Origin of the sequence: Natrinema sp. SYSU A 869 (assembly GCF_019879105.1) — an archaeon.
Taxonomy (GTDB): domain Archaea; phylum Halobacteriota; class Halobacteria; order Halobacteriales; family Natrialbaceae; genus Natrinema.
Map to the genome: position 1 here is coordinate 425,068 of NZ_CP082247.1, position 18,461 is coordinate 443,528.

21 protein-coding genes are annotated in these 18,461 nt (G+C 51.8%); 16 read left to right on the forward strand and 5 right to left on the reverse strand.

Annotated elements, in window-relative coordinates:
* Positions 1-118 precede the first annotated feature (118 nt).
* Complete coding sequence (locus K6I40_RS01880) at positions 119-1,054, forward strand: transcription initiation factor IIB family protein (protein ID WP_222913503.1); 936 nt, start codon at positions 119-121, stop codon at positions 1,052-1,054.
* 409 nt (positions 1,055-1,463) lie between these two features.
* On the opposite strand, the gene K6I40_RS27660 is transcribed toward K6I40_RS01880, so the two are convergent.
* Positions 1,464-1,640 carry a hypothetical protein gene (locus tag K6I40_RS27660; protein ID WP_255681429.1) on the reverse strand — a complete coding sequence of 59 codons (177 nt, stop codon included), beginning with the start codon at positions 1,638-1,640 and terminating at the stop codon, positions 1,464-1,466.
* 543 nt (positions 1,641-2,183) lie between these two features.
* On the opposite strand from K6I40_RS27660, the gene K6I40_RS01890 reads away from it, so the two are divergent.
* The 7 genes from K6I40_RS01890 to K6I40_RS01920 all read left to right on the forward strand — a co-directional run bounded on the left by K6I40_RS01890 (position 2,184) and on the right by K6I40_RS01920 (position 7,260).
* On the forward strand, positions 2,184-2,525 hold the full coding sequence (locus K6I40_RS01890; RefSeq protein WP_222913505.1) for a hypothetical protein: 342 nt from the start codon (positions 2,184-2,186) through the stop codon (positions 2,523-2,525).
* Positions 2,526-2,699: 174 nt separating this feature from the next.
* A complete protein-coding gene (locus tag K6I40_RS01895) occupies positions 2,700-2,966 on the forward strand; it encodes a hypothetical protein (protein ID WP_222913507.1) in 267 nt (88 codons plus the stop codon).
* 316 nt (positions 2,967-3,282) lie between these two features.
* Positions 3,283-3,714 carry a response regulator gene (locus K6I40_RS01900; RefSeq protein WP_255681430.1) on the forward strand — a complete coding sequence of 144 codons (432 nt, stop codon included), beginning with the start codon at positions 3,283-3,285 and terminating at the stop codon, positions 3,712-3,714.
* 202 nt (positions 3,715-3,916) lie between these two features.
* Complete coding sequence (locus K6I40_RS01905) at positions 3,917-4,105, forward strand: hypothetical protein (protein WP_222913511.1); 189 nt, start codon at positions 3,917-3,919, stop codon at positions 4,103-4,105.
* Between the two features lie 57 nt (positions 4,106-4,162).
* On the forward strand, positions 4,163-4,570 hold the full coding sequence (locus K6I40_RS01910; RefSeq protein ID WP_222913512.1) for a hypothetical protein: 408 nt from the start codon (positions 4,163-4,165) through the stop codon (positions 4,568-4,570).
* A gap of 295 nt (positions 4,571-4,865) precedes the next feature.
* On the forward strand, positions 4,866-5,921 hold the full coding sequence (locus K6I40_RS01915; RefSeq protein ID WP_222913514.1) for a hypothetical protein: 1,056 nt from the start codon (positions 4,866-4,868) through the stop codon (positions 5,919-5,921).
* 556 nt (positions 5,922-6,477) lie between these two features.
* Complete coding sequence (locus tag K6I40_RS01920; RefSeq protein WP_222913516.1) at positions 6,478-7,260, forward strand: hypothetical protein; 783 nt, start codon at positions 6,478-6,480, stop codon at positions 7,258-7,260.
* Positions 7,261-7,756: 496 nt separating this feature from the next.
* On the opposite strand, the gene K6I40_RS01925 is transcribed toward K6I40_RS01920, so the two are convergent.
* Positions 7,757-8,794, reverse strand: coding sequence for a hypothetical protein (locus tag K6I40_RS01925; protein ID WP_222913518.1), 1,038 nt, complete (start codon positions 8,792-8,794; stop codon positions 7,757-7,759).
* Between the two features lie 182 nt (positions 8,795-8,976).
* Between K6I40_RS01925 and K6I40_RS01930 the strand changes: the two genes are divergently transcribed.
* The 4 genes from K6I40_RS01930 (at position 8,977) to K6I40_RS27665 (ending at position 11,639) form a co-directional block, all read left to right on the forward strand.
* A complete protein-coding gene (locus tag K6I40_RS01930) occupies positions 8,977-9,564 on the forward strand; it encodes a site-specific integrase (protein WP_222913520.1) in 588 nt (195 codons plus the stop codon).
* Between the two features lie 285 nt (positions 9,565-9,849).
* Positions 9,850-10,005, forward strand: coding sequence for a hypothetical protein (locus tag K6I40_RS01935; RefSeq protein ID WP_222913522.1), 156 nt, complete (start codon positions 9,850-9,852; stop codon positions 10,003-10,005).
* 345 nt (positions 10,006-10,350) lie between these two features.
* Positions 10,351-11,016, forward strand: coding sequence for an AN1-type zinc finger domain-containing protein (locus tag K6I40_RS01940; RefSeq protein ID WP_222913524.1), 666 nt, complete (start codon positions 10,351-10,353; stop codon positions 11,014-11,016).
* A 41-nt stretch (positions 11,017-11,057) separates the two neighbouring features.
* Positions 11,058-11,639 (forward strand): AAA family ATPase, encoded by a 582-nt coding sequence (locus K6I40_RS27665; RefSeq protein WP_255681431.1) that lies wholly within the window; start codon positions 11,058-11,060, stop codon positions 11,637-11,639.
* 144 nt (positions 11,640-11,783) lie between these two features.
* Here K6I40_RS27665 and K6I40_RS27670 read toward each other — a convergent pair whose 3' ends face one another.
* A complete protein-coding gene (locus K6I40_RS27670; protein WP_255681432.1) occupies positions 11,784-11,933 on the reverse strand; it encodes a hypothetical protein in 150 nt (49 codons plus the stop codon).
* On the opposite strand from K6I40_RS27670, the gene K6I40_RS27675 reads away from it, so the two are divergent.
* Positions 11,928-12,074 (forward strand): hypothetical protein, encoded by a 147-nt coding sequence (locus tag K6I40_RS27675; RefSeq protein ID WP_255681433.1) that lies wholly within the window; start codon positions 11,928-11,930, stop codon positions 12,072-12,074. The two genes, K6I40_RS27670 and K6I40_RS27675, sit on opposite strands and share 6 nt — an antisense overlap.
* A 500-nt stretch (positions 12,075-12,574) precedes the next feature.
* Here K6I40_RS27675 and K6I40_RS01950 read toward each other — a convergent pair whose 3' ends face one another.
* On the reverse strand, positions 12,575-13,210 hold the full coding sequence (locus tag K6I40_RS01950) for a vWA domain-containing protein (protein WP_222913525.1): 636 nt from the start codon (positions 13,208-13,210) through the stop codon (positions 12,575-12,577).
* Between the two features lie 420 nt (positions 13,211-13,630).
* On the opposite strand from K6I40_RS01950, the gene K6I40_RS01955 reads away from it, so the two are divergent.
* From K6I40_RS01955 to K6I40_RS01965, 3 genes are all read left to right on the forward strand, one after another.
* Positions 13,631-13,960, forward strand: coding sequence for a hypothetical protein (locus tag K6I40_RS01955; RefSeq protein WP_345779368.1), 330 nt, complete (start codon positions 13,631-13,633; stop codon positions 13,958-13,960).
* A 194-nt stretch (positions 13,961-14,154) separates the two neighbouring features.
* Positions 14,155-15,201: a tRNA-guanine transglycosylase gene (locus K6I40_RS01960; protein ID WP_345779367.1), complete on the forward strand. Its 1,047-nt coding sequence runs from the start codon at positions 14,155-14,157 to the stop codon at positions 15,199-15,201.
* Complete coding sequence (locus K6I40_RS01965; protein ID WP_222913531.1) at positions 15,201-16,757, forward strand: ATP-binding protein; 1,557 nt, start codon at positions 15,201-15,203, stop codon at positions 16,755-16,757. The genes K6I40_RS01960 and K6I40_RS01965 overlap by 1 nt, the downstream gene beginning before the upstream one ends.
* Before the next feature lie 777 nt (positions 16,758-17,534).
* Here the strand turns inward: K6I40_RS01965 and K6I40_RS01970 are convergent.
* A complete protein-coding gene (locus tag K6I40_RS01970; RefSeq protein WP_222913533.1) occupies positions 17,535-17,729 on the reverse strand; it encodes a hypothetical protein in 195 nt (64 codons plus the stop codon).
* Positions 17,730-18,461: the final 732 nt, after the last annotated feature.

Below are 18,461 nucleotides of genomic sequence, written 5' to 3' on the forward strand. Positions count from 1 at the left end.
GATTCAACCAAACCGTGCTCGCGCGGCCGCTCTCCGGCTCTCAGCCGGCAGCGGTGAGTCTATAGTTTCGCCTACCAGCGACGGCCAGCGGCTGCGTAGCGTTCACTTTTCCCAACACATGTCCTCTCGCCAACAGTCCACAGCAGAGCGTGTCGAATCCGAAACCACGTCAACTGACGAGCCGTCAATCTGCGACGCCGACAAGGTTTCCGCCGATGAGTTCGATACAACTTCAACCTGCGTTGAATGCGGCGAGCAGTCCTTCACACAGAGCAAAGCGGGCGAGTGGTACTGTGACTCTTGTGGGGCTGTTCACACGGGAACCGAACTCGAGCGCAGCGAACCTGGATGGACGCCCCGAGACCAGCGTCGGACCGGCCCTGCCACGTCGATCACGCGCGTTAGTGTCGGGACCAAAATCGGACACGACGGTAATGCAGAAGCCTCGTTTTGGGCACAGTACAACACCCGCCTGAGTCACGAGAACCAGACGCTCCGTCACGGGCTCCGCGAGCTCCGCGCGCTGGCGAATGCGCTCGAGGCTACTGAAACCCTCACCGAACAGTCAGCCTACCGCTTCCGCCGCGCGGCTGAAAAGGGACTACTCGTTGGTCACTCGCTCGAAGCGATGGCGGCTGCTTGCATTCATGTGACTGCGCGTGAACACCACGTTCCGTTTCCACTTCAGCAGATTGCAGATGTCTCACCGGTCGACCTCGATGATATCAAAACCACGGTCAGCAAACTCCTGCGGGAGTTTGACCTCCAGGTCGCGCCACCCCTTCCGACAGCGTTCCTCGAGCGCTTCGCCTCCGAGGTGGATCTCTCGAATGAGATTCGACGACGTGCCCTTCAGCTCGCTGACGCCATGATTGAGGACGGGGAACACGTGGGACAGAGTCCGACCGGGTTCGCGGCAGCAATACTATACGGTGCAGCAAAGGATTGCGAGGTCGATATCACGCAGAAGGAACTCGCGTCTATCGCGTTCGTTAGTGTCGTGACGCTGTCGCGTCAATGGCAGACGGTTCAGACGTATCTCGATAATGCATAGATATAGAGGCTAACAACCCTCGATGATGCAATAGTTAGAGGTTTTACCTCGAGTTCGTCTTACGTTTTTCTCTCGAATTTGGGGCAGGGATTTAGTTCAGGTAGTTAGTCTCGAGGTCGTCCCAGTTCTCTCAGTCGTACACCAGAGGCGGATTGGTGTCAACTGAGACGAGCGCGGTCGCCTAGGTCCGTCGGAGATCAGAAACCCGGGGTGATCTCATCTAGCGTCTCCCGTCTCGTCGCGCAACTGGTCGGCCGCCGATCGAACCCACCGGCGAAGTGATTCGAGTACTTATGATCTCGACGCGCGACGAGCTGGTCGGCGCATCACGCACGTCGTCGACAGTCCGGATGGTCGTCGCGAAATCTCGCGGGACCGGCGTCTCACGGAACCTGTCACCTTTCCCGTACTATACTTGAAGCATGGTCCCGGCGTCGGTATCGACGACGTCCTCGGGAGCCACGTCGAGAATCTCGTGTGAGCAAAGCCTATATCGCGCGCCGAGTACGAACGTGATTTGCTGCTGAGTTCCGTCGGCAGTCTCGAGCAACTGTTTGACTTCGTTCTGGCTGAGCCAGACCTTCATATCGTCGCGGTTCTCGTGCTGTTTCAGATTTATAGTGTCTGGGTTGCCTGCATCCCGGACAAGAACGGGGAGAAATCTAGTTCTTTCGGTAGTGCTTGAGGGGAAGATCGGGGTGAATCTGTCCGAGACTACCTGACGTTCCGGACGATGCAGGATCTCAAGCTCGAGTGACTGGATGACAAGGAATCATCGGACAACTGGATCCGACAATCTAACCACGAACAGCAACTCGAGAAGGCGCGGAAAGAAGCTGATCGGAAACGGCGAGACGAGTTGCTGGCATCGATCTATAGAGAGAGTGAATTGTCCGCGAACGACATCGCTCGCTGCTCTGCCGTCGAAATCTCTGACGGACGTATCCGACAAATCGCCAATGATGAGAGCTAACGATACGATACCCAAAATCGCAAGGCTGCAAAGGGGCACTAAGCTGTTAATAGCTCCGGCGGCACTATACATACTGTTATACGCACAAACCCAGCTGACGGACAGGATTAGTGAAGTCGGAAGCAAGGGATCCGGGGGCGATCGTGGTCTGGAGTTGTGGAGATCGTCGTCGAGTTCGTCCTGGACGTCGCGACCAATGGATCACGATGGAGGTCAACTATGAGACGGCAGCTCGTCCAGGAGTTGATCGTCGAGAACCGGTGCGCGTGTGACGACTGTTCGGTCGACAACTTCGTCCGGTTGCGAGCGCTCGGCTTTTGCGCTGCTCCGGCGGTCGCACTGCTGGTTGCTCTCCACGTGATCGGTGTGCCGGCCCCGGTGTTTGTGGTCGCTCCCTTCGTCGTGGTGCTCGGGACTGTCGAGTGGATCGGCCCCGCGATCGAGGAGGCCGTGCCGTCAGAGTGCGGGGCTGATGAGAGGGACCAACAGCACCGATGAGCGGGGAGGGATTCACTGCGTTGCTGACTGTCATCGTCTTCCTTATCGCTGTCCAGCAGGGATCGTCTCAGATCTACCTTGCCTCGGCGATCGCGTTCGGCACGTTCGTGATCGAGGCCCTGGGATCCTCAAGATCCTCGAGGACCTCGAGGAAGAGACGGGTGGGGTGGACGCATGAGCCTTCTCGAGAAGTTCCACGAGGAATACGAATCCGACGGAGATCTCGTGTTGTTCCGCTGCACGGAGTGTGGCCGCACATCGATGAGTCTTGGATCGATACATGCGCACTGCGAGAAGCATCGCGGATACACCCGGTTCAACATCCAGCTGCCGTTCACGAAAACCTCGATGGCAGACTTCGACGCCCTGATGGAGTATACCGAGATCCTGTGTGTCGAGCAGGCTCGTGAAATCAGCCTGAACGAGGTCGAAGGCTTGTGAGTTGATTCGATGAGGCTGCGTTCTACGGACTCGGTGGCGGGGTATCCGCCGCGATCATCCATGCATTCCCAATCGATCCGGCGATAGTCGCCGCGCTCTATTTCCCCCAATGGCCGTCGAGATCGTGAAGGAACCTCTTGTCCGAGAATCTCCCTAAAGTTGGATGGCGATTTTGTTCAATACAGGTGAAGCAGTTAGTGATTCGGCTATCAATCTGTCAGATCATCATGCCAAAGTAATTGGCGATCAATTTTAACAGGGAAAGGGTGTAACACTCAGACAGTTTCAATTATGATACAGAGAATTATTGATTTGTGTGGTTAGAGATAATACTATTCCTGATGTTTTACTTGTAGAGGATAACCCCGGGGATGTTCGATTAACTCGGGAGGCCTTTCGGAAGACCGAATTTGACGTGAGGATGCATATTGCCACAGATGGAATTAAGGCAATTGATTTCTTGAGGGACGATGGATCACCGTGTCCTGATTTTGTGTTGTTGGATTTAAATCTGCCACGCAAAGACGGACTTGACGTGTTAGAGGAGATTAAGGGAGATCCTGAAATGGAGCAGCTTCCGGTGCTTGTGTTGAGCAGTTCGACGGCCAGAGAGGATATTATCTCGAGTTATGAAAAACACGCGAACGCGTACTTGTCAAAGCCAGACAGTCATGAATCGTTTGTCGAGTTAGTTCAGGCTGTTGAGAGTTTTTGGTTTGATAGGGTTCGGTTGCCGCCCTGCTCTTAAGTGGTTTAGGGCAAGACAGGCACTTGACAGAACCACAATGGCAAATTCTACACGTACTTAACGCCACTTTTGAAGATAGGCTTGGTGAAATCATCGTCCGAGAGTTTTCCCAATGTCGGACTCTCCTGTCTTCTACGACAGACTCAAGAATCAAGTCCAATGGAGGAAATGACATTTGAATGACTGGTTAGTAGTAAGGACGATGTCTGATCGACTGATCGTCGAGTTTGCTGCCAAGAACAAATACCAGTCGCTGACTTGCTACGAAGTCACTGAGGGTGAACATGGAATTCACCTTGAGGACAGCTTTGGCGACCAACTGGGATACGTTCCATACGAACAACTCGAGTTCGTTGGTCTGAATCCCGAAGCATCAGATAAGGAGGAGTAACGGCAAACGCGATTCTGTTATAGCCGGTTGTGTAATTAGTCATGGGAGGGAAGTTTAATGAAACATTGGATCTATACCATATACAAGATGCTTCGGGGGATCATCGCGTTTGTCGCATCGCTGTTCGATGAAGCCGTGAAAATCGCAAAATGGCCATTTAACCCAACCAACAGTGCGGGGCAGTACGTTACTCCTTCAAACCGCCAGTTCCTGACAAAGGAGGTGAATCTCGTGGTGACTATTGGATACCGTTTGGGTCAGGCAGGGGTGAATTTCAGCAAGGCGCTTGTTTTCGATGTGTTGGCTCCGTTAATTGATGCCATAATTGGGATTGCGAGCGACCTCTACCACTCAAACCCGAATTATACTCGAATGGCGCTTCGCGGAGGGTTCTCTGCTGTTCAAGCAATCTTTGCAGTAGGGGTTGCTGGTCTAATGTTACTCGTTGAACTGTTCCGCAAGTGAGGAGGAGAGTGGTCTGCCCATTGATTGTAACTTAGCGTCGGTCCTGTGTCCGATTCTTTCTCTGAAGTCGGACGGTGACTTCTTTCAATATAGGGTAAGCAGTTACCAAAGGGGCTATCGATCTACCCGAAATATGCCAAAAGCCGCCTGCTGAATATAGAGCATGAGTTCAGCCGACGGCTTCGTTTGTTTTATAGATAAAGTTACTGAATATACATATAATAGGTCTGCGAATACAGTCAAATTGAAATACAATCTGCAAAGTTGAAATAGGTCGTGAACCATTACGCACCATATGTACCGAAGAGAATATCTTGCTGCTGGAGCAGCGTCTGCCTTCACAATCGGAATTGCTGGGTGTTTTCAGTCTACTGATAGTGATACGTCCTTTAATGAAGACGAGGCGACGGAAGCCTACTACGAAGCAATCGCCGCTGACGACTGGGACGCCCTCTCCGAAGCTGTCCATGATGACTCTGATCTCATGAACGCGTTCGACATGGCCGGGAGCAGCGGCGATGATTGGGGCATTGCTATCCGCGGTGGCGGCCAAGAGTTGATCCAGGATTTCGATGAATTAGATGTCGTAGCCGTGGAGGCTGAAGTCGTGTCTGAGTTCGACGATGTGAGGGATGTCAAAGCAACGGTGACGTGGGAGAACTACGGTCAGGAAACGGAAATGACTGAAGAACTTGAATTCCGGCGTGACGGTAGTGATTGGGCTATCTGGGATGCCAATCCTGACCTTATTCTCGACGTCTACGAGGAACTCGGGCCGTGTCCTGCGTCATACGAGCAGCCGCATAGCTACGTTGCCCGGCAAGCTGAGCACGCTGCTGACCGCACGTACGGCCATCTCAGAACCGCGTACATCATCTCGTTCTTCACTGAAGATGGCAAGTACGTCCACGAACCTGAGGACATCGATAGGATCGTCGTCCAGTTCCCTGAAGAAATACAATGGGGGAACTATCACAAGACGATCGTCGAGTACCAAGACGCGGTTGATACAGTCGAGCGGAACAAGAGCGAGATTGAGGATACTCGAAATGTTGTTCATCAGTGCAGCACGCCCGATGACGAATTCGTCTTATCGATTCTGGATGACATACAGGAGAAGGCAGAGTACTACTTGGAGGCGACGAAGGCGTTCATCTCTGCGCTTGAAACATTGGCTGAGTACGACGGTGATGCAGAGTTCGATCAATATGAACACACCACGACGCTGCCCGGGCCAGAATCGGCGCAGAACGATCTCCTAGAGGGGTTAGAGAATTTGGTTGCTGCACGGAAGGTAGATGGTGTGCCGAGTGATTTAGAGGCACAGTTAGAAGTGGCCGCCCGCGACTAACGAGTCACCTACTGGAGTCTGTCCCTCGTCTCAGCTGGGAAATCTCAGATACCTACCGCGGTCAACAGGCTCCAGGTATTGGAAGGTCAGTTAACACGGAATAAGCGAAATGGTCTGCTGAATCCATCTTCTGTATCGACCGATCACTCCTTTTCGCAGATCGGCCCTCAGTCTGTGCCACATTCGCGCTCTGTATTCAGCACGACTCTGCCAACATCACCGATAGCTGAGAGAAGTACCAGCATTAGATTTGCGTGTATACTTACCGCTTGGGTCGTGTCCGAGAAGTTTCCTAAAGTTGGACAGCGCTTCATTCAGTACAGGTATACAGTTATCGGCGCGAGATTCCGCCTCTCCAAAATGCTGTCAAGATCGGCCCGCTGAATACAGAGGACGTAGTCAGAAAACATTTATATCTTTTCCTTATATACAATTCCAATAAGATGGTCAAGGGTTCTGAGGGAAAATACACAAGACCTTAGAGTCCCAGATCCGGCGATACGGTCTGATCAAACAGAGGAGAATCGATGAAGACCAGGTCGATACAGATCTCTCGATGGAGGAGTTGCTTGAGATCACCGATGGGATTCTCGAAGAAGAAGATATCCCAGAGGAAGGGGAAGAACGCTATTCCTACTTTAGCAGTGTTCTACGGGTGATGATGGAAGAGGGCTTTGAGACAGGGATGGCTTCTCTATCTGGTCTGCTGGAAATGTCTCTAGCTAGTCTAGGTGGTGAAATTTTGGAACATGAGGACATAGAACGGTATGAAGCGGTGGTCGATATGATTAATAGGTTTTCTGATGAGCAACTGGAGTTGGCGTTCGAGTATGTCTTAGAGTTCAGAGAAATGGATCAGGGTATTGCTGCCACTCAGAACCACGTGCAGTTGTCGGAGATGGCGGATCCTGTTTCGGAAATCCAGGTGGATGATTCTGAGTCTGCACAGAAGGCCGTGGATCTCTATTCGAAATGTATGGACGTGTGCGACAACGCCTCGACCCTGTTGTTGGCTTTGAAGCGTATCGATGAGGGTGAGAACCTGTTCGATGTGGATTTGACCGGGATGGGGTACGCGGCGAAGTTAAACGAACTCTCCGATTCAAAGTGTGAGACCTTGGTTGAGGGTATCGACAAGGATCTACGGAACGCCATCTCTCACGGCGATTTAGTCATAGAACCTTACGAGGAAGAGGTCTATGACGCCAGCACTGGGAAACGGTACTCGTTTGAGGGGTTAGAGGATAAAACCAAGACCTGTATATCTGTTTCCAACTTCATGGGGTCGATCGTTTTGATCGTAACCACGAAATGGGTCTATTCTAATGACATGAATTGAATGTTCTTTTGTTAAACTTGTGCGAGATTCGCGTTGTGTATTCAGCACGACTCCGCCACTATCACCGATGGCTGATAGAAGTTCCAACGTTAGATTCGCATACGTACTTAACGCCACTTTCGAAACCAGACTTGGTGAAATCATCGTCCGAGAACCCCGCCTTTAAGGACATCTCAAACCGATATATGGGTCTGCTTCTAACCGAATTACTCAGTCATTCATGCCTTATTAAGCCAAAGTTGGAATTCGGGGGCACTAAAATACGATGAACACAGAGGAAACCAGCTCTGAAAAAGACGGTCAAAAGAATCCACCGAGTAGACTGGCAAATTCACCGACTTTCAGCGCGAGAACCGCGGTTAGGAGGCCAACTACAGAAATGATCATACGACTATGACGCTCTGACTGAGTAGAGCTTAACATTGCTGCGAATCCTCCAAAAGCAAATAGAAGCCCTCCGTAAGAAGCAATAAGGAGCTGACCTGCTTCTTGAGGGTCAGCAACTTTGATCGCTATTTGACCTGTTATCACGATGACTGCGATAATTGCTGAGAAAAACCCAAGAAACTCTAAAACATTCGCTGAAATCCTGATGAATAGTGTCTATTTCGGAATTCAATTCTTTGATTCTTTTCTTTGCTTCCTCGACTTGTGTTTCAGATTTGGTAACAGAACTAGAGATTTCGTCAGTCCTGTCTTCTAGCCTGCTCTGTTGTTGGCGTATTTCGATATGAGTCTCTATTCTTCCAAACTTTGCGCTTAAATTCGTATAATTTGTTCGGGAGCGAGAGAGTTCACTAATAGCATGTGAGATAGATGCTTTTGCTGCATCGTGTTCTCCGTTCAGAGATTCTATTTGTGCTTTCACAGAAAGATACTCTGCTGAATAATCACCTGATTCCACTGCTCGGTTAATTTCTCTCTTTCCTATCTCCAGCAGCTCTTGATCATCTTTTGGTATGTCAGTATTCGACCCTACGTATTGGGCCTCCTTCTCGATCAGTATCATAATGACTTCTGCGAGAATTTTATGCAGATCTGGATAGTCTGGATTATCTCGAGAATTATCAAACGCTTCATCAAGTGCTTTGCTCAGAGTCTCTGGATTGGTTGAATTTACTAGTGAGAAGGACTTTAATTTCCCATAATAAGGATGTCCTTGGAACTCCTGTTCATACCGGTTAACCAACTTCCTCATTCCCTCATAGTCATCTAATTCCTGATGAAGTCTGCAGAGAATGTAGAATATGTAGAACCGATAGTCATCATCCAGGAAATCTGTATTATTATTCAGATCAACTGCTAATTTATGAGGTAGAGAATATGTTGGAGTTGGTCCTATTCGACTCTCCTCGCTAATTGTCATGTCCTCAGCAATCCGATCTAGATAATATATAAACTCGGTAGATTCCTTCGCATATCCATAATCAGATAATAGTTTATAAATTCTGTTAAGTATATGGTCTATATTAATCGGGTTCCCATTTCCATTAGCAAAATATGGGGCGGTGTCAATGTATCCAATTTCATCCATATCTACAGAGTGATTTCAAATCGCCATAAAATATGTGACATCGTATTAAACTGTACTTGCTGTGGTGCTGTGTCCGGGAACTCTTCTAAAGTCGGACGAAATCCACCCTAATCCCACCGTCTGAACCACCGAAACAACTACCATCTCCCCTCGAAACTGACCGGATAGCGCGCATCCCGGACATGAACCTACAACAGCACAAGCAGCGAGACGATATGAAGGTCTGGCTCAGCCAGACCGAGGTCGATCAGTTCCTCGAGGCCGCCGACGATACGCAGCAGCGAATCGCGTTTGCACTCGGTGCCCGCTGCGGGCTCCGTTCACACGAGGTTCTCAACGTCGCTCCTGACGATGTCGTCGACACCGATGCCGGCACGATGCTCCGAGTCTGGCACGGGAAAGGCGACAAGTTCCGCGAGACGCCGGTCCCGCGAGATCTCGCAACGACCATCGACACGATCGACGACTATCGCGACGCGGACGCGAGTTCGCCGCTTGTCGAGATCACAAGCACACGCTCGCTGCGCCGCTGGGTTCGATCGACAGCTGACGAGTTGTACGAAGAGACCGGCGACGCTGGCTGGGATCACCTCGGGTTCCACGATCTCCGTCGGACCTGGGCGACCGCACTCGCCTCGGCGGATGTCGATCCGCTCTTGGTGTGTGACTGGGGTGGGTGGAACGACCTCGAGACGTTCCTCAAGCACTACCGCGGGACGTTCTCACCAGAAGCTCAGCAACGAGAACGTAGGAAAGTGAACTGGCTATGACTGATACAGAGCGAAAAAAGACTTGCACTGGATCGAGGCGATCGACGGGCTCGTCACGGTCGTGATCTTCGTGACTGCGTTAGTCGCTGGCCTAGTCGGAGTGTTTCTCGGCGAGTGGCTGGCGTTGGTCTTGATCCCGATAGGATGACTCTTCGCGGCTTTTGACCCTCATGTCGGGAGGTGGAAACATGTCTGGGTGTATGACACGGAGATCGATCAGGACGAACTGCTGTTTCGAGAGGTCTGGTCAGAATACACGGCCGACAATCTCGGAAAGGCACGAATATGAATATTCCAGAAGAGTTCGACCGGTCGGAGTGGGATAGTGTTGGCTACATCCCTCCCGATCGCCGCTCGAGCAATGAGGTCTACAACTGGTCGCAGTTCTACGACTTCTGGAAGTGGCTGAAACAGGAGGGACTATTCGATGACGGGGAATAACGCAAGACCAGAGGCACCTATTTCACACCGACCACGCGATCGCAGTTCCTGCAACAAATCACGAGTACGTCGCCGTCTCGAGTATAGTGCTGTTCGTCTTTTGGGTCGAAGTCTTGTTCGCAGTATGGACAAATCCCCATACGGAATACACAACATAATAGCACAAATAGGACTCCCCCAGTCAAATAGCCCGGACTACTTGAACAGAGCTGACAATAAGGACTTTTTCGAACAGATGATTGAGAATCCTGGTTACCGTACATCTCTATCGATGTGACGCACTCGACAGGGAGTTCCAACCGACAATAGATTCAGTATGTTATAATAATTATATCTCCATAAGAAATGGCCCAGTGTGATGAATCGAACTGTAGGGGAGACGAGGACTTCTCGCACACGTGCTCATACTGCGGTGGACGCTACTGTTCTGATCATCGGATGCCGGAGGCACACAGCTGTCCAGCGCTCGCGACGGCATCAACTCAAGGTCTGGACTTCCGTGGCGGGACGATCAGCGACCTTGAGGAAAGGAGAGAGGCATCGACAAGTGAGAAAAAGCAGTGCACAGAGTGTTCAAACTTTGTTCCACCTGACAAGGATCTCTGTCTGTCGTGTCGTCGTGATCCGATTGATGATACAAGTCCTGACGTTTCGATCAAGACGGGCGACCCCGAGCCAGAGCAGTCGACCGAATCCAGTACAGGCCCAGGGTTCTTGACATCGATCAAATTCCGCCTCGAGATGGTCGGGATCCGTGTCCGCGGTTGGATGCGGTCGGTCGTCCAGTTCGGATCGATCGGCATGTTCCTACTCGGCATATACGCGATCGTGAAAGCGTACGCAACGGTTTCGTTTGGGCCGCTGACGTTCCTCGAATTCGAGGTGCCCGCCGCATTCGGTTCGTCCAGGATGACGCTGCTGGTCGGTGGGACTGCGATTATGATCGTCGGGCTAGCGCTCTCGTTTAAGCTGATCTTCGGATCGGCGTCTCCGCAGTTTGAGTCACACTAACAGTAGTTCGATTTATTGACTGTCAGTCTCGAGTATGATACATGTCTATCATCAAGGACGCTCGGGCTTTGCGGCCGTCCCATATCCCGAGCGACCTCTACCATCGGGATGCGAAGATTAGGCAGTTGGCCGATGCTCTCCGGCCGATCATGGACGGGGATATCGGGCAGAACACGCTCATCTTTGGGCCCAGCGGAACCGGTAAAACGACGCTTGCAAAGTTCGTCGTCCAAGAGCTTGAGGCCGAGACACTGGATTTCCGGTGGGGATATCACAACTGTATCTCTGGATCCTCGAAGTCCGAGGTACTGTTCGGTGTCATGCGCGACGCTGGTCTGGGAGCGAGTCTCCGCAAGACCGGTTCGCCTACGAGTTCGTTTCTCAATCGACTTCGTGAGAGCGACAAGCGCGTCGTCGCGATCATCGACGAGGTCGACGTTCTCGAGCACGATACGGCCCTTCAGGCGCTCATCGATCTGGACAACGTTACTGTCGTTGCGATCACGATCGACGAGGACGACTTCTTCACGCACCTGGATTCACGCATGCGCTCTCGATTGCGCAGCGCCGAACCGATCCGGCTCGAGCGCTTCACCCACATCCAGTTGGTCGACATCCTCTAGGCGCGGATCCAAGCCGGACTGCGGCCGGGGACGATCACCGCCGATGCGATCGGCCACATCGCCGACGTCGCTGCGGGCGACGCTCGCGAGGCGATCGGGATTCTACGGAGTGGAGCACGGGCGGTCACGCGGGATGATGATCTGTCAAAGATTACGGTTGACGTCGTCGACGACAATCGGACGGCCGCGATCGAGGAGATCCACCTCGAGCGCGTTGAAGATCTCGGGACGCACAAGCGCCTGCTGTACGATATCATCGAAGCCTCGAGAGAGGTCCCCGGTACGGAGTTGCACGACGCCTACGAACAGCGCGCGCAGAACCCGAAGGCCAGATCGACCCGACGGAAGTATCTCAAGAACCTCGAGAAGAAGTACAGCCTGATCGAATCGAACGGAAACGGGAAGGGAAAGGTCTACGCAGTCCCCGACTTTTGAGTTTTCCGTTCGTTCCGTTTGTTTTCCGCTATCCGCGATAGAACGTTTCTCTTAGTTGGTATAGGTAGAGATCGTCACGGATCGGATGAACGTCTCTAGCGACATACTCGATTAACACTACGACAACACACAGAACACGAGAAAATGCAGCTCCGCCGCGAGTTTATCAACGACGCATGATGGTTGAATACATAACCAGCCGACCGTACCAGCATCGCCCTCAAACCAGTGCCAATTCGGGAGTAGGAGGACTCTCAGGAGCAGCACCTACCGGATGGTTCGTATCCCGGCGAGTCAACTCGGAATTTCCTGATTCCGTTGTGTACAGGGTACTATACCGCAAGATACAGACTTTAAAGCGACTAAATCCCCCTCCGATACATTGATTGATAGTATGGATCTGTTTCTGTCCAAACAGCACAGCTCCTTTCAGGTATTATACAGGCAATCAAAACAGAAAACTATGAACAATAGGAACTGCTATATTCGGCGGACGTGGCTTAGCTATCCCGGGCTTTATCCTGATTTTCCCGGTCTTTCTCGTCGAACCCGTCGGTGGTTCCCTTTTGCCGTGCCTGACTGATCTGCTGAGAGGTTGACTCGTACGCCGATTTCGCACCATCCCCGCTGTGAGCCATGTTCAGCGATCGGTCTTCGTCCATTCCCATTCCACTCGCCGTGAGTGCCGCATCCTGATTAGCCCCGATAAACAGAAATTCCCACTCGTGCTCCTCGCGTCGGTATTCCACTAACTCGCGCACTCGTTCCTGTGGGGTCTCAGAGGCGTTCTCTTTCCCGTCGGTCAGGACGACAACGATGACGTTGTCCGGTCGGCCGGCCGCCTCCATTTTATCGATACGATCCCCCGTTTCTGTGACTGCCGTCATAATTGCGTCGTGGAGCGCTGTTTGTCCTCCCGGTGTGTAGTTATCATCGTCGAGTTTTGGCGCAGCCTCGATTGAATACCCCTGATAGACGCAATCGACGTTCGTGTTGAAATCGTACAATGATACCATCGCAGTCCCCGATTCGTCCTGCTGGTCCTCAAGGAACGCATTGAAGCCTCCTTTCGTGTCGTCTTCGATGGCCGACATTGAACCGGACGAGTCGAGAACGAAGGTAACGTGCGTCTTCATGGTACACCCCTCGAGGATGCCCTTCTCATATGAATGTGAATAAGTGTAGTCGGTCAGGATGGAGAAAATGTAATATACATCACACCATTATAATATATATGATAGTTTCACAGCGGGTATTTCGATGTTTATATATTGATAAGGCCTAGTCAGCTCCTGTCTGGATTCAGCTATAGAAGGTAGTAGCAGACAAGTACGGCCGATTTAGGAGATTCAGATGAATCGCAACTCCATGACAACCTTAAAGCGTCTGTGATCGAAACAAGAGTATATGTCGTCGCTACTGGTACAGGGCTGTTCTAAATCGAAAAACACCCCGGAGGAAGCCGTTCCGGCGCTGGAACTATACTCAGGCTATTTCTTCAAAATCATCAAAAATCTATAAGAGATAACGCGTTCGACGAAAGTATCGATATTTGTATTCTCTCCGCTGAATACGGACTAATCGACGCCGACACAGAGATTACCTGGTATGACAGGCGGATGGACGAAGAGCGTGCGGTAGAACTCGCACCGAGTATCAAGACTGAACTCCGTAATCGTGCTGACGGCACATACGATGAAATCATCGTCAATGTCGGTGGGGCATACAAGCAGGCACTCGAGGGGGCAACCGCTGCGGTAGACGCAGATGTCCACTACATCGAGGGTGACGGTATCGGACACAAGGGACACGTTCTTAAGCAAATCGTCCGTGGCGAAACTGTGGCTGGAGATGATAGCTCCGTTAGAACTGCGGTTGGTCAATAATGGCGCATGCACGACCTGCAGAGGCGTTCGAATTCGACGTTACCGCAACAGCCGGTGACGCCCGAGCCGGGACTCTTCGCGTCAACGGTTCAACGCTCGAGACGCCAAATCTCTTCCCCGTAATCAATTTCTATGCCGGCGGCACGAAACGGAGCGTCTACGGCGGTGGCATCCACCGGACGCTAAAGGAATTCATGATCGGCGCTGACCGAGTTGGCGTCGACCCGCTGACCGAATACTTCGACGCCTCAATGATGTCCGTTTCGTCACTTACTGATTACAATATTACCAAGGAACGCTACGAGGCGTATCTCGAGACGCCGATTAAGGAACGCGAACTCTTTGAGCCGTTCAACGGTGTCGTTTTCGCCGACTCCGGCGGGTTCAAGTTCCTCAACAATGCCGAAATCGATGGCAGCGACTTCGAGGTGACGATGAATCAGGAGACGGTCTACGACATCCAGAAGGCCCTCGGAAGCGATATTATCGTCAATCTTGATCACCCAATCGCACCGGGCGATTCACACCAAGAGCGGGTTCAGAAGGCAGAGCAGACTGCCGAGAATATTCACGAGTTCCTCAACCTAACACGTGATTTTGAGGGTGCGAAGTATCTCACCTTACACGGGTACAATTACTCGATGATGACCGAGTTCCTCGAGGTTATCACTAACGAAGTTCCCCTTGGCGTGCTTCAGGAAGGATTTGACGGAATTGCTCTGGGCAGTCTCGTACCGAAAAAGGATAACCGCGATGCGTTGATCAAGGCAGTCACCGACTGCCGCGAGGTGATGAATGACTGGGGATTCGAGAACTGGCCACTTCATGTGTTAGGAATCGCCAGTCGAGCAATCCCGATACTGACGGCTCTCGGAGCCGACTCGTTCGACTCGAGTACACATCTCCACAACGCTATCAACGGTAAATACAACCGTTCAATGATGGAGCAAGTGCCTCTCGATGATGTTGATTTCACTGAGTGTGACTGTCCAATTTGTCAGTCAGATCTGCTGGTTGATCGGATGCGAGGGAATACAGAGTATCAAAAGGATGTTCTCGGCCCTGTCGCAATGCATAATCTGATCGTCCAGAAAAGGGAACTTGCCGATCTTCGACAGTGTATCAAACAGGATGGTACGGATGCTTTGATTGAATACTTAGAGGAAACGTTTAGCCGTGACAAAACAATGCGACAGTATGCACACAAAGTTGTCAACCAATCTCTCGGAGGATATTTTTAATGAAAAAATCACCAAAAGTTAACGAAGTCAACGAATTTCTCGAGATTGCCAGCGACTTCGAGGATCCACTCGAGGTCATCCGCGAATCGCTCTCGAATTCGTACGACGCTGACGCAACGGAAGTCGAGATCACGATCCAGAATCAGCCCAACGGCTCGGACATCATTATCGAGGACGACGGCGACGGGATGAACGAGCGCGATCTAGAGTCGTTCTTCGACCTTGGAAATTCCCGGAAAACAGATTCGATCGGATACAAGGGCCACGGCACCAAAATCTTCTACAAGAGCGACAGGATCGAGGTCACGACGGTCCACGACGGCACGAGTTATCGGGCAGTGATGGATGATCCTTGGGAGAAACTCAACCGGAAGGAGCTCCCGGAATACGAACTGACGAAGAACTCCGTCCGGAGCGGCAACCCCGGAACCAAGATCCGGATCACGAACTTCCGGTCGGGATACGGATTCGATGCCGAGGAGCTCACGTATAATAAGATTCACCACTATCTGAAGTGGAAGACGATCGCCGGATCGACGGCACACTACTTAGGAGAGGACATGCGGGAAATGGAGATTGCTGTCACTCTCGACGACGCAATCGACGATACTCGAGCGCAGTTGGTGACGTCTAACCGGCTCGATTTCCCGGCAGAACAGTTGGAGCCGTCCGAGGGAGAGTATCCCGCGGAGCGCATGTGTAAGCATTATCCGGCGAAGGAAATCGATATCGAATACGAGGGCGGTGAAACTACGCTCCAAATCGTCGGCATGGTTGGTGGGAAGAAAACGCGTAACGAACTGCCAACGTACGGCCGCCACTCCGCACAGTTCGGTATCTGGTTCGCGAAAGACCATATCAAGGTGGAGCGGCTAAACGAGGCGGTTTCCCACGACAACGAGTTCCTTCATTTCTTCTTTGTCGCCAACTGCCAGGATATCGAACTGTCGGCGAACAGGGAGAACATTCGAAACAAAGCTAGCCCGGTCTATCAGGCAGTCAAGGAAGAAGTCGAGTACTACCTCTCGAAGGTCACTCAGGACCCGTGGTTTAAATCGTATCTCGAGACCCGGAAACAGGCGGATCGACAGCGACGGACGGCTGACCAACAATCATCACTCAAAGACCGCCGCGAGCGCATCGAGAAAATGGGATTCGAGCCGGACAACAAAGCTGAGGTGCTGCTCGGCCTCGAGCGGGCCGCGATTGAAGACCAGTCCCTATCGCTCTCCGTTGAAGACTTCGATCCGAACGCGGATGTCCACGCGATACTCAGACAGAATGGACGGCTCCGAAACGCCGCAGTGCACCAGACGTTGACTGGTCTCTTCGAGGAGGAAGTGCCACTCGAAAATACCGATATTGCCGTCTGCTGGACTCACGGCGACCCCGCCGAACTCAAAGAATACGAACGAAACGGCTACTTCGGTGGTGAGGTCTCTCTGCAGCTCGAGGAAGGTGGACTCCAGTATCATAACGATGATAGCAGGTATATCGAGATTATAGACGTAGAATCGCTGCTCACGTCGAAAGCTGTACCCACAGCAGACGACTAATCGGCTGCACGCTGACGATTGGATGGGGGTATTCGTTTGATCGAACACTGAGAGAGAAAGTTAAATCCTCTGTAATAACAATAGTAAAGATACTTGACATCCGAAAGAGTATATGACTCGAGGTAGTCCTCATCTCCAGTTCCTTCGTGGATTTACGAAAGACGAACTGCAGGCAATTCCAGACCGATGTGATTGGTGTCAGGTTCGGAAAACAACTGTTTCGACGAACGAGTTGTCGAAATCCATTCGCGAATCAATCGAGAGGAACGTCTCCAACGGGAATATCACGTACTCCGTGGCAATGGCGGATATTCGACGAGAAGTACTGATCCCCGGACCAGAGACGTTACCACAAAAAATACGCGATGCGCTGCGAGAGACGCCGGTGGCTACGTTAACGGGGAGGATACTACTGGAGACGAAGCCACAGGTTAGTATACTTCCCAATACTACGGCGCGTTGACCGCGTTCATCGTTCGGCCGTACACTGTGAAAACGGACTATGCACTGAACATTCAACATCGCCCCTCCGCAGATATTTACGTCGAATCTGATCAGGGAGACGGCGATTATCTCATCGAAATCAAAAGTGTACTATCAGTCAGGAATACTCAGGAGATCAAGCGCCAACTCGAGCGATACCACCAAGCGGTCGAGACGGAGCTCGGTCGAACGCGAGAGCGAACATTCCTGTGCATCGTCGGTATGGACTTGGAACCAAGTACATACGGTGAATCGAGGAAATCACGTCCGGTCCCCGAGTATATGGACGTCCCATCAACGATTTCCGAGGTGGAAGACGAACTCAAGCGAGTCGAAGTAATTTCGAATTCGTTCCTCTAGATACACGATGCCTGCATGGTCCATGAGATCGGTATTGACCGTCTCCTTAACTGCTTTGAGCTGCTCCTGATACAGTTCCAAGGGTCGAAGGTCGATATCGACCTCGTTGGTCAAGAGTGTGTCGAGCAATCGATCGAGCGTTCCCGTGATCGAATCCAGTTCCCGCTGAGTGTCTCTCGCTAATTCGTCGATCGTCTCGATACGACCTTCGATACGCTCGAGGCGAAATCGGATTTCAACTCCGAACGAACGACCCGTACGAGTATTTAGGATCGAACCGGACCGAAGTCTGCTGGTCGGATGGCATCAGGATGAAACGCACACCGATCTCGGACTAGTTCACCTGCAAGTGAACGATGGTGCAACGGCTGTCGATCGTCAGCCGGCCCGATTCATCGACTCACATCCACTCGACATCGTCGAACAGCGGTTAGGAGAACTACACGCTGCTGTCCTCGCTGTCGAATGGGAAGACAGTCATCCTATGAGATTTGAGCCAGAAATGGAGTTCCGGAGCTAAGATGTCGGTATCGGACAAGGTTCCCGAAGTACTGAGTCATCAGGATGATTCCTCGCGCTGCTAATTCCCGCACCTCGTCAGAGAGTACGAAAGCTCTGTCACTCCCATCTCTTCTACGTCCAGTACCTTCACGACTACCATACCTAAAGCGGCTACCACGAGTGACACATGATGTCCTCGGAGAAGGCACCGGGGGCCGTCTCGAGTAGTCACCTACGACGACCTAGCGAGCGAGAGACCTGCAAGTAACGAGACGACGCGTACAGCCGCCCACATAGTATAGCAACCGTCTAGTGGACCAATGATCACCCGGTTGGGCAGTGGTTAGTTCTATGGTCAGT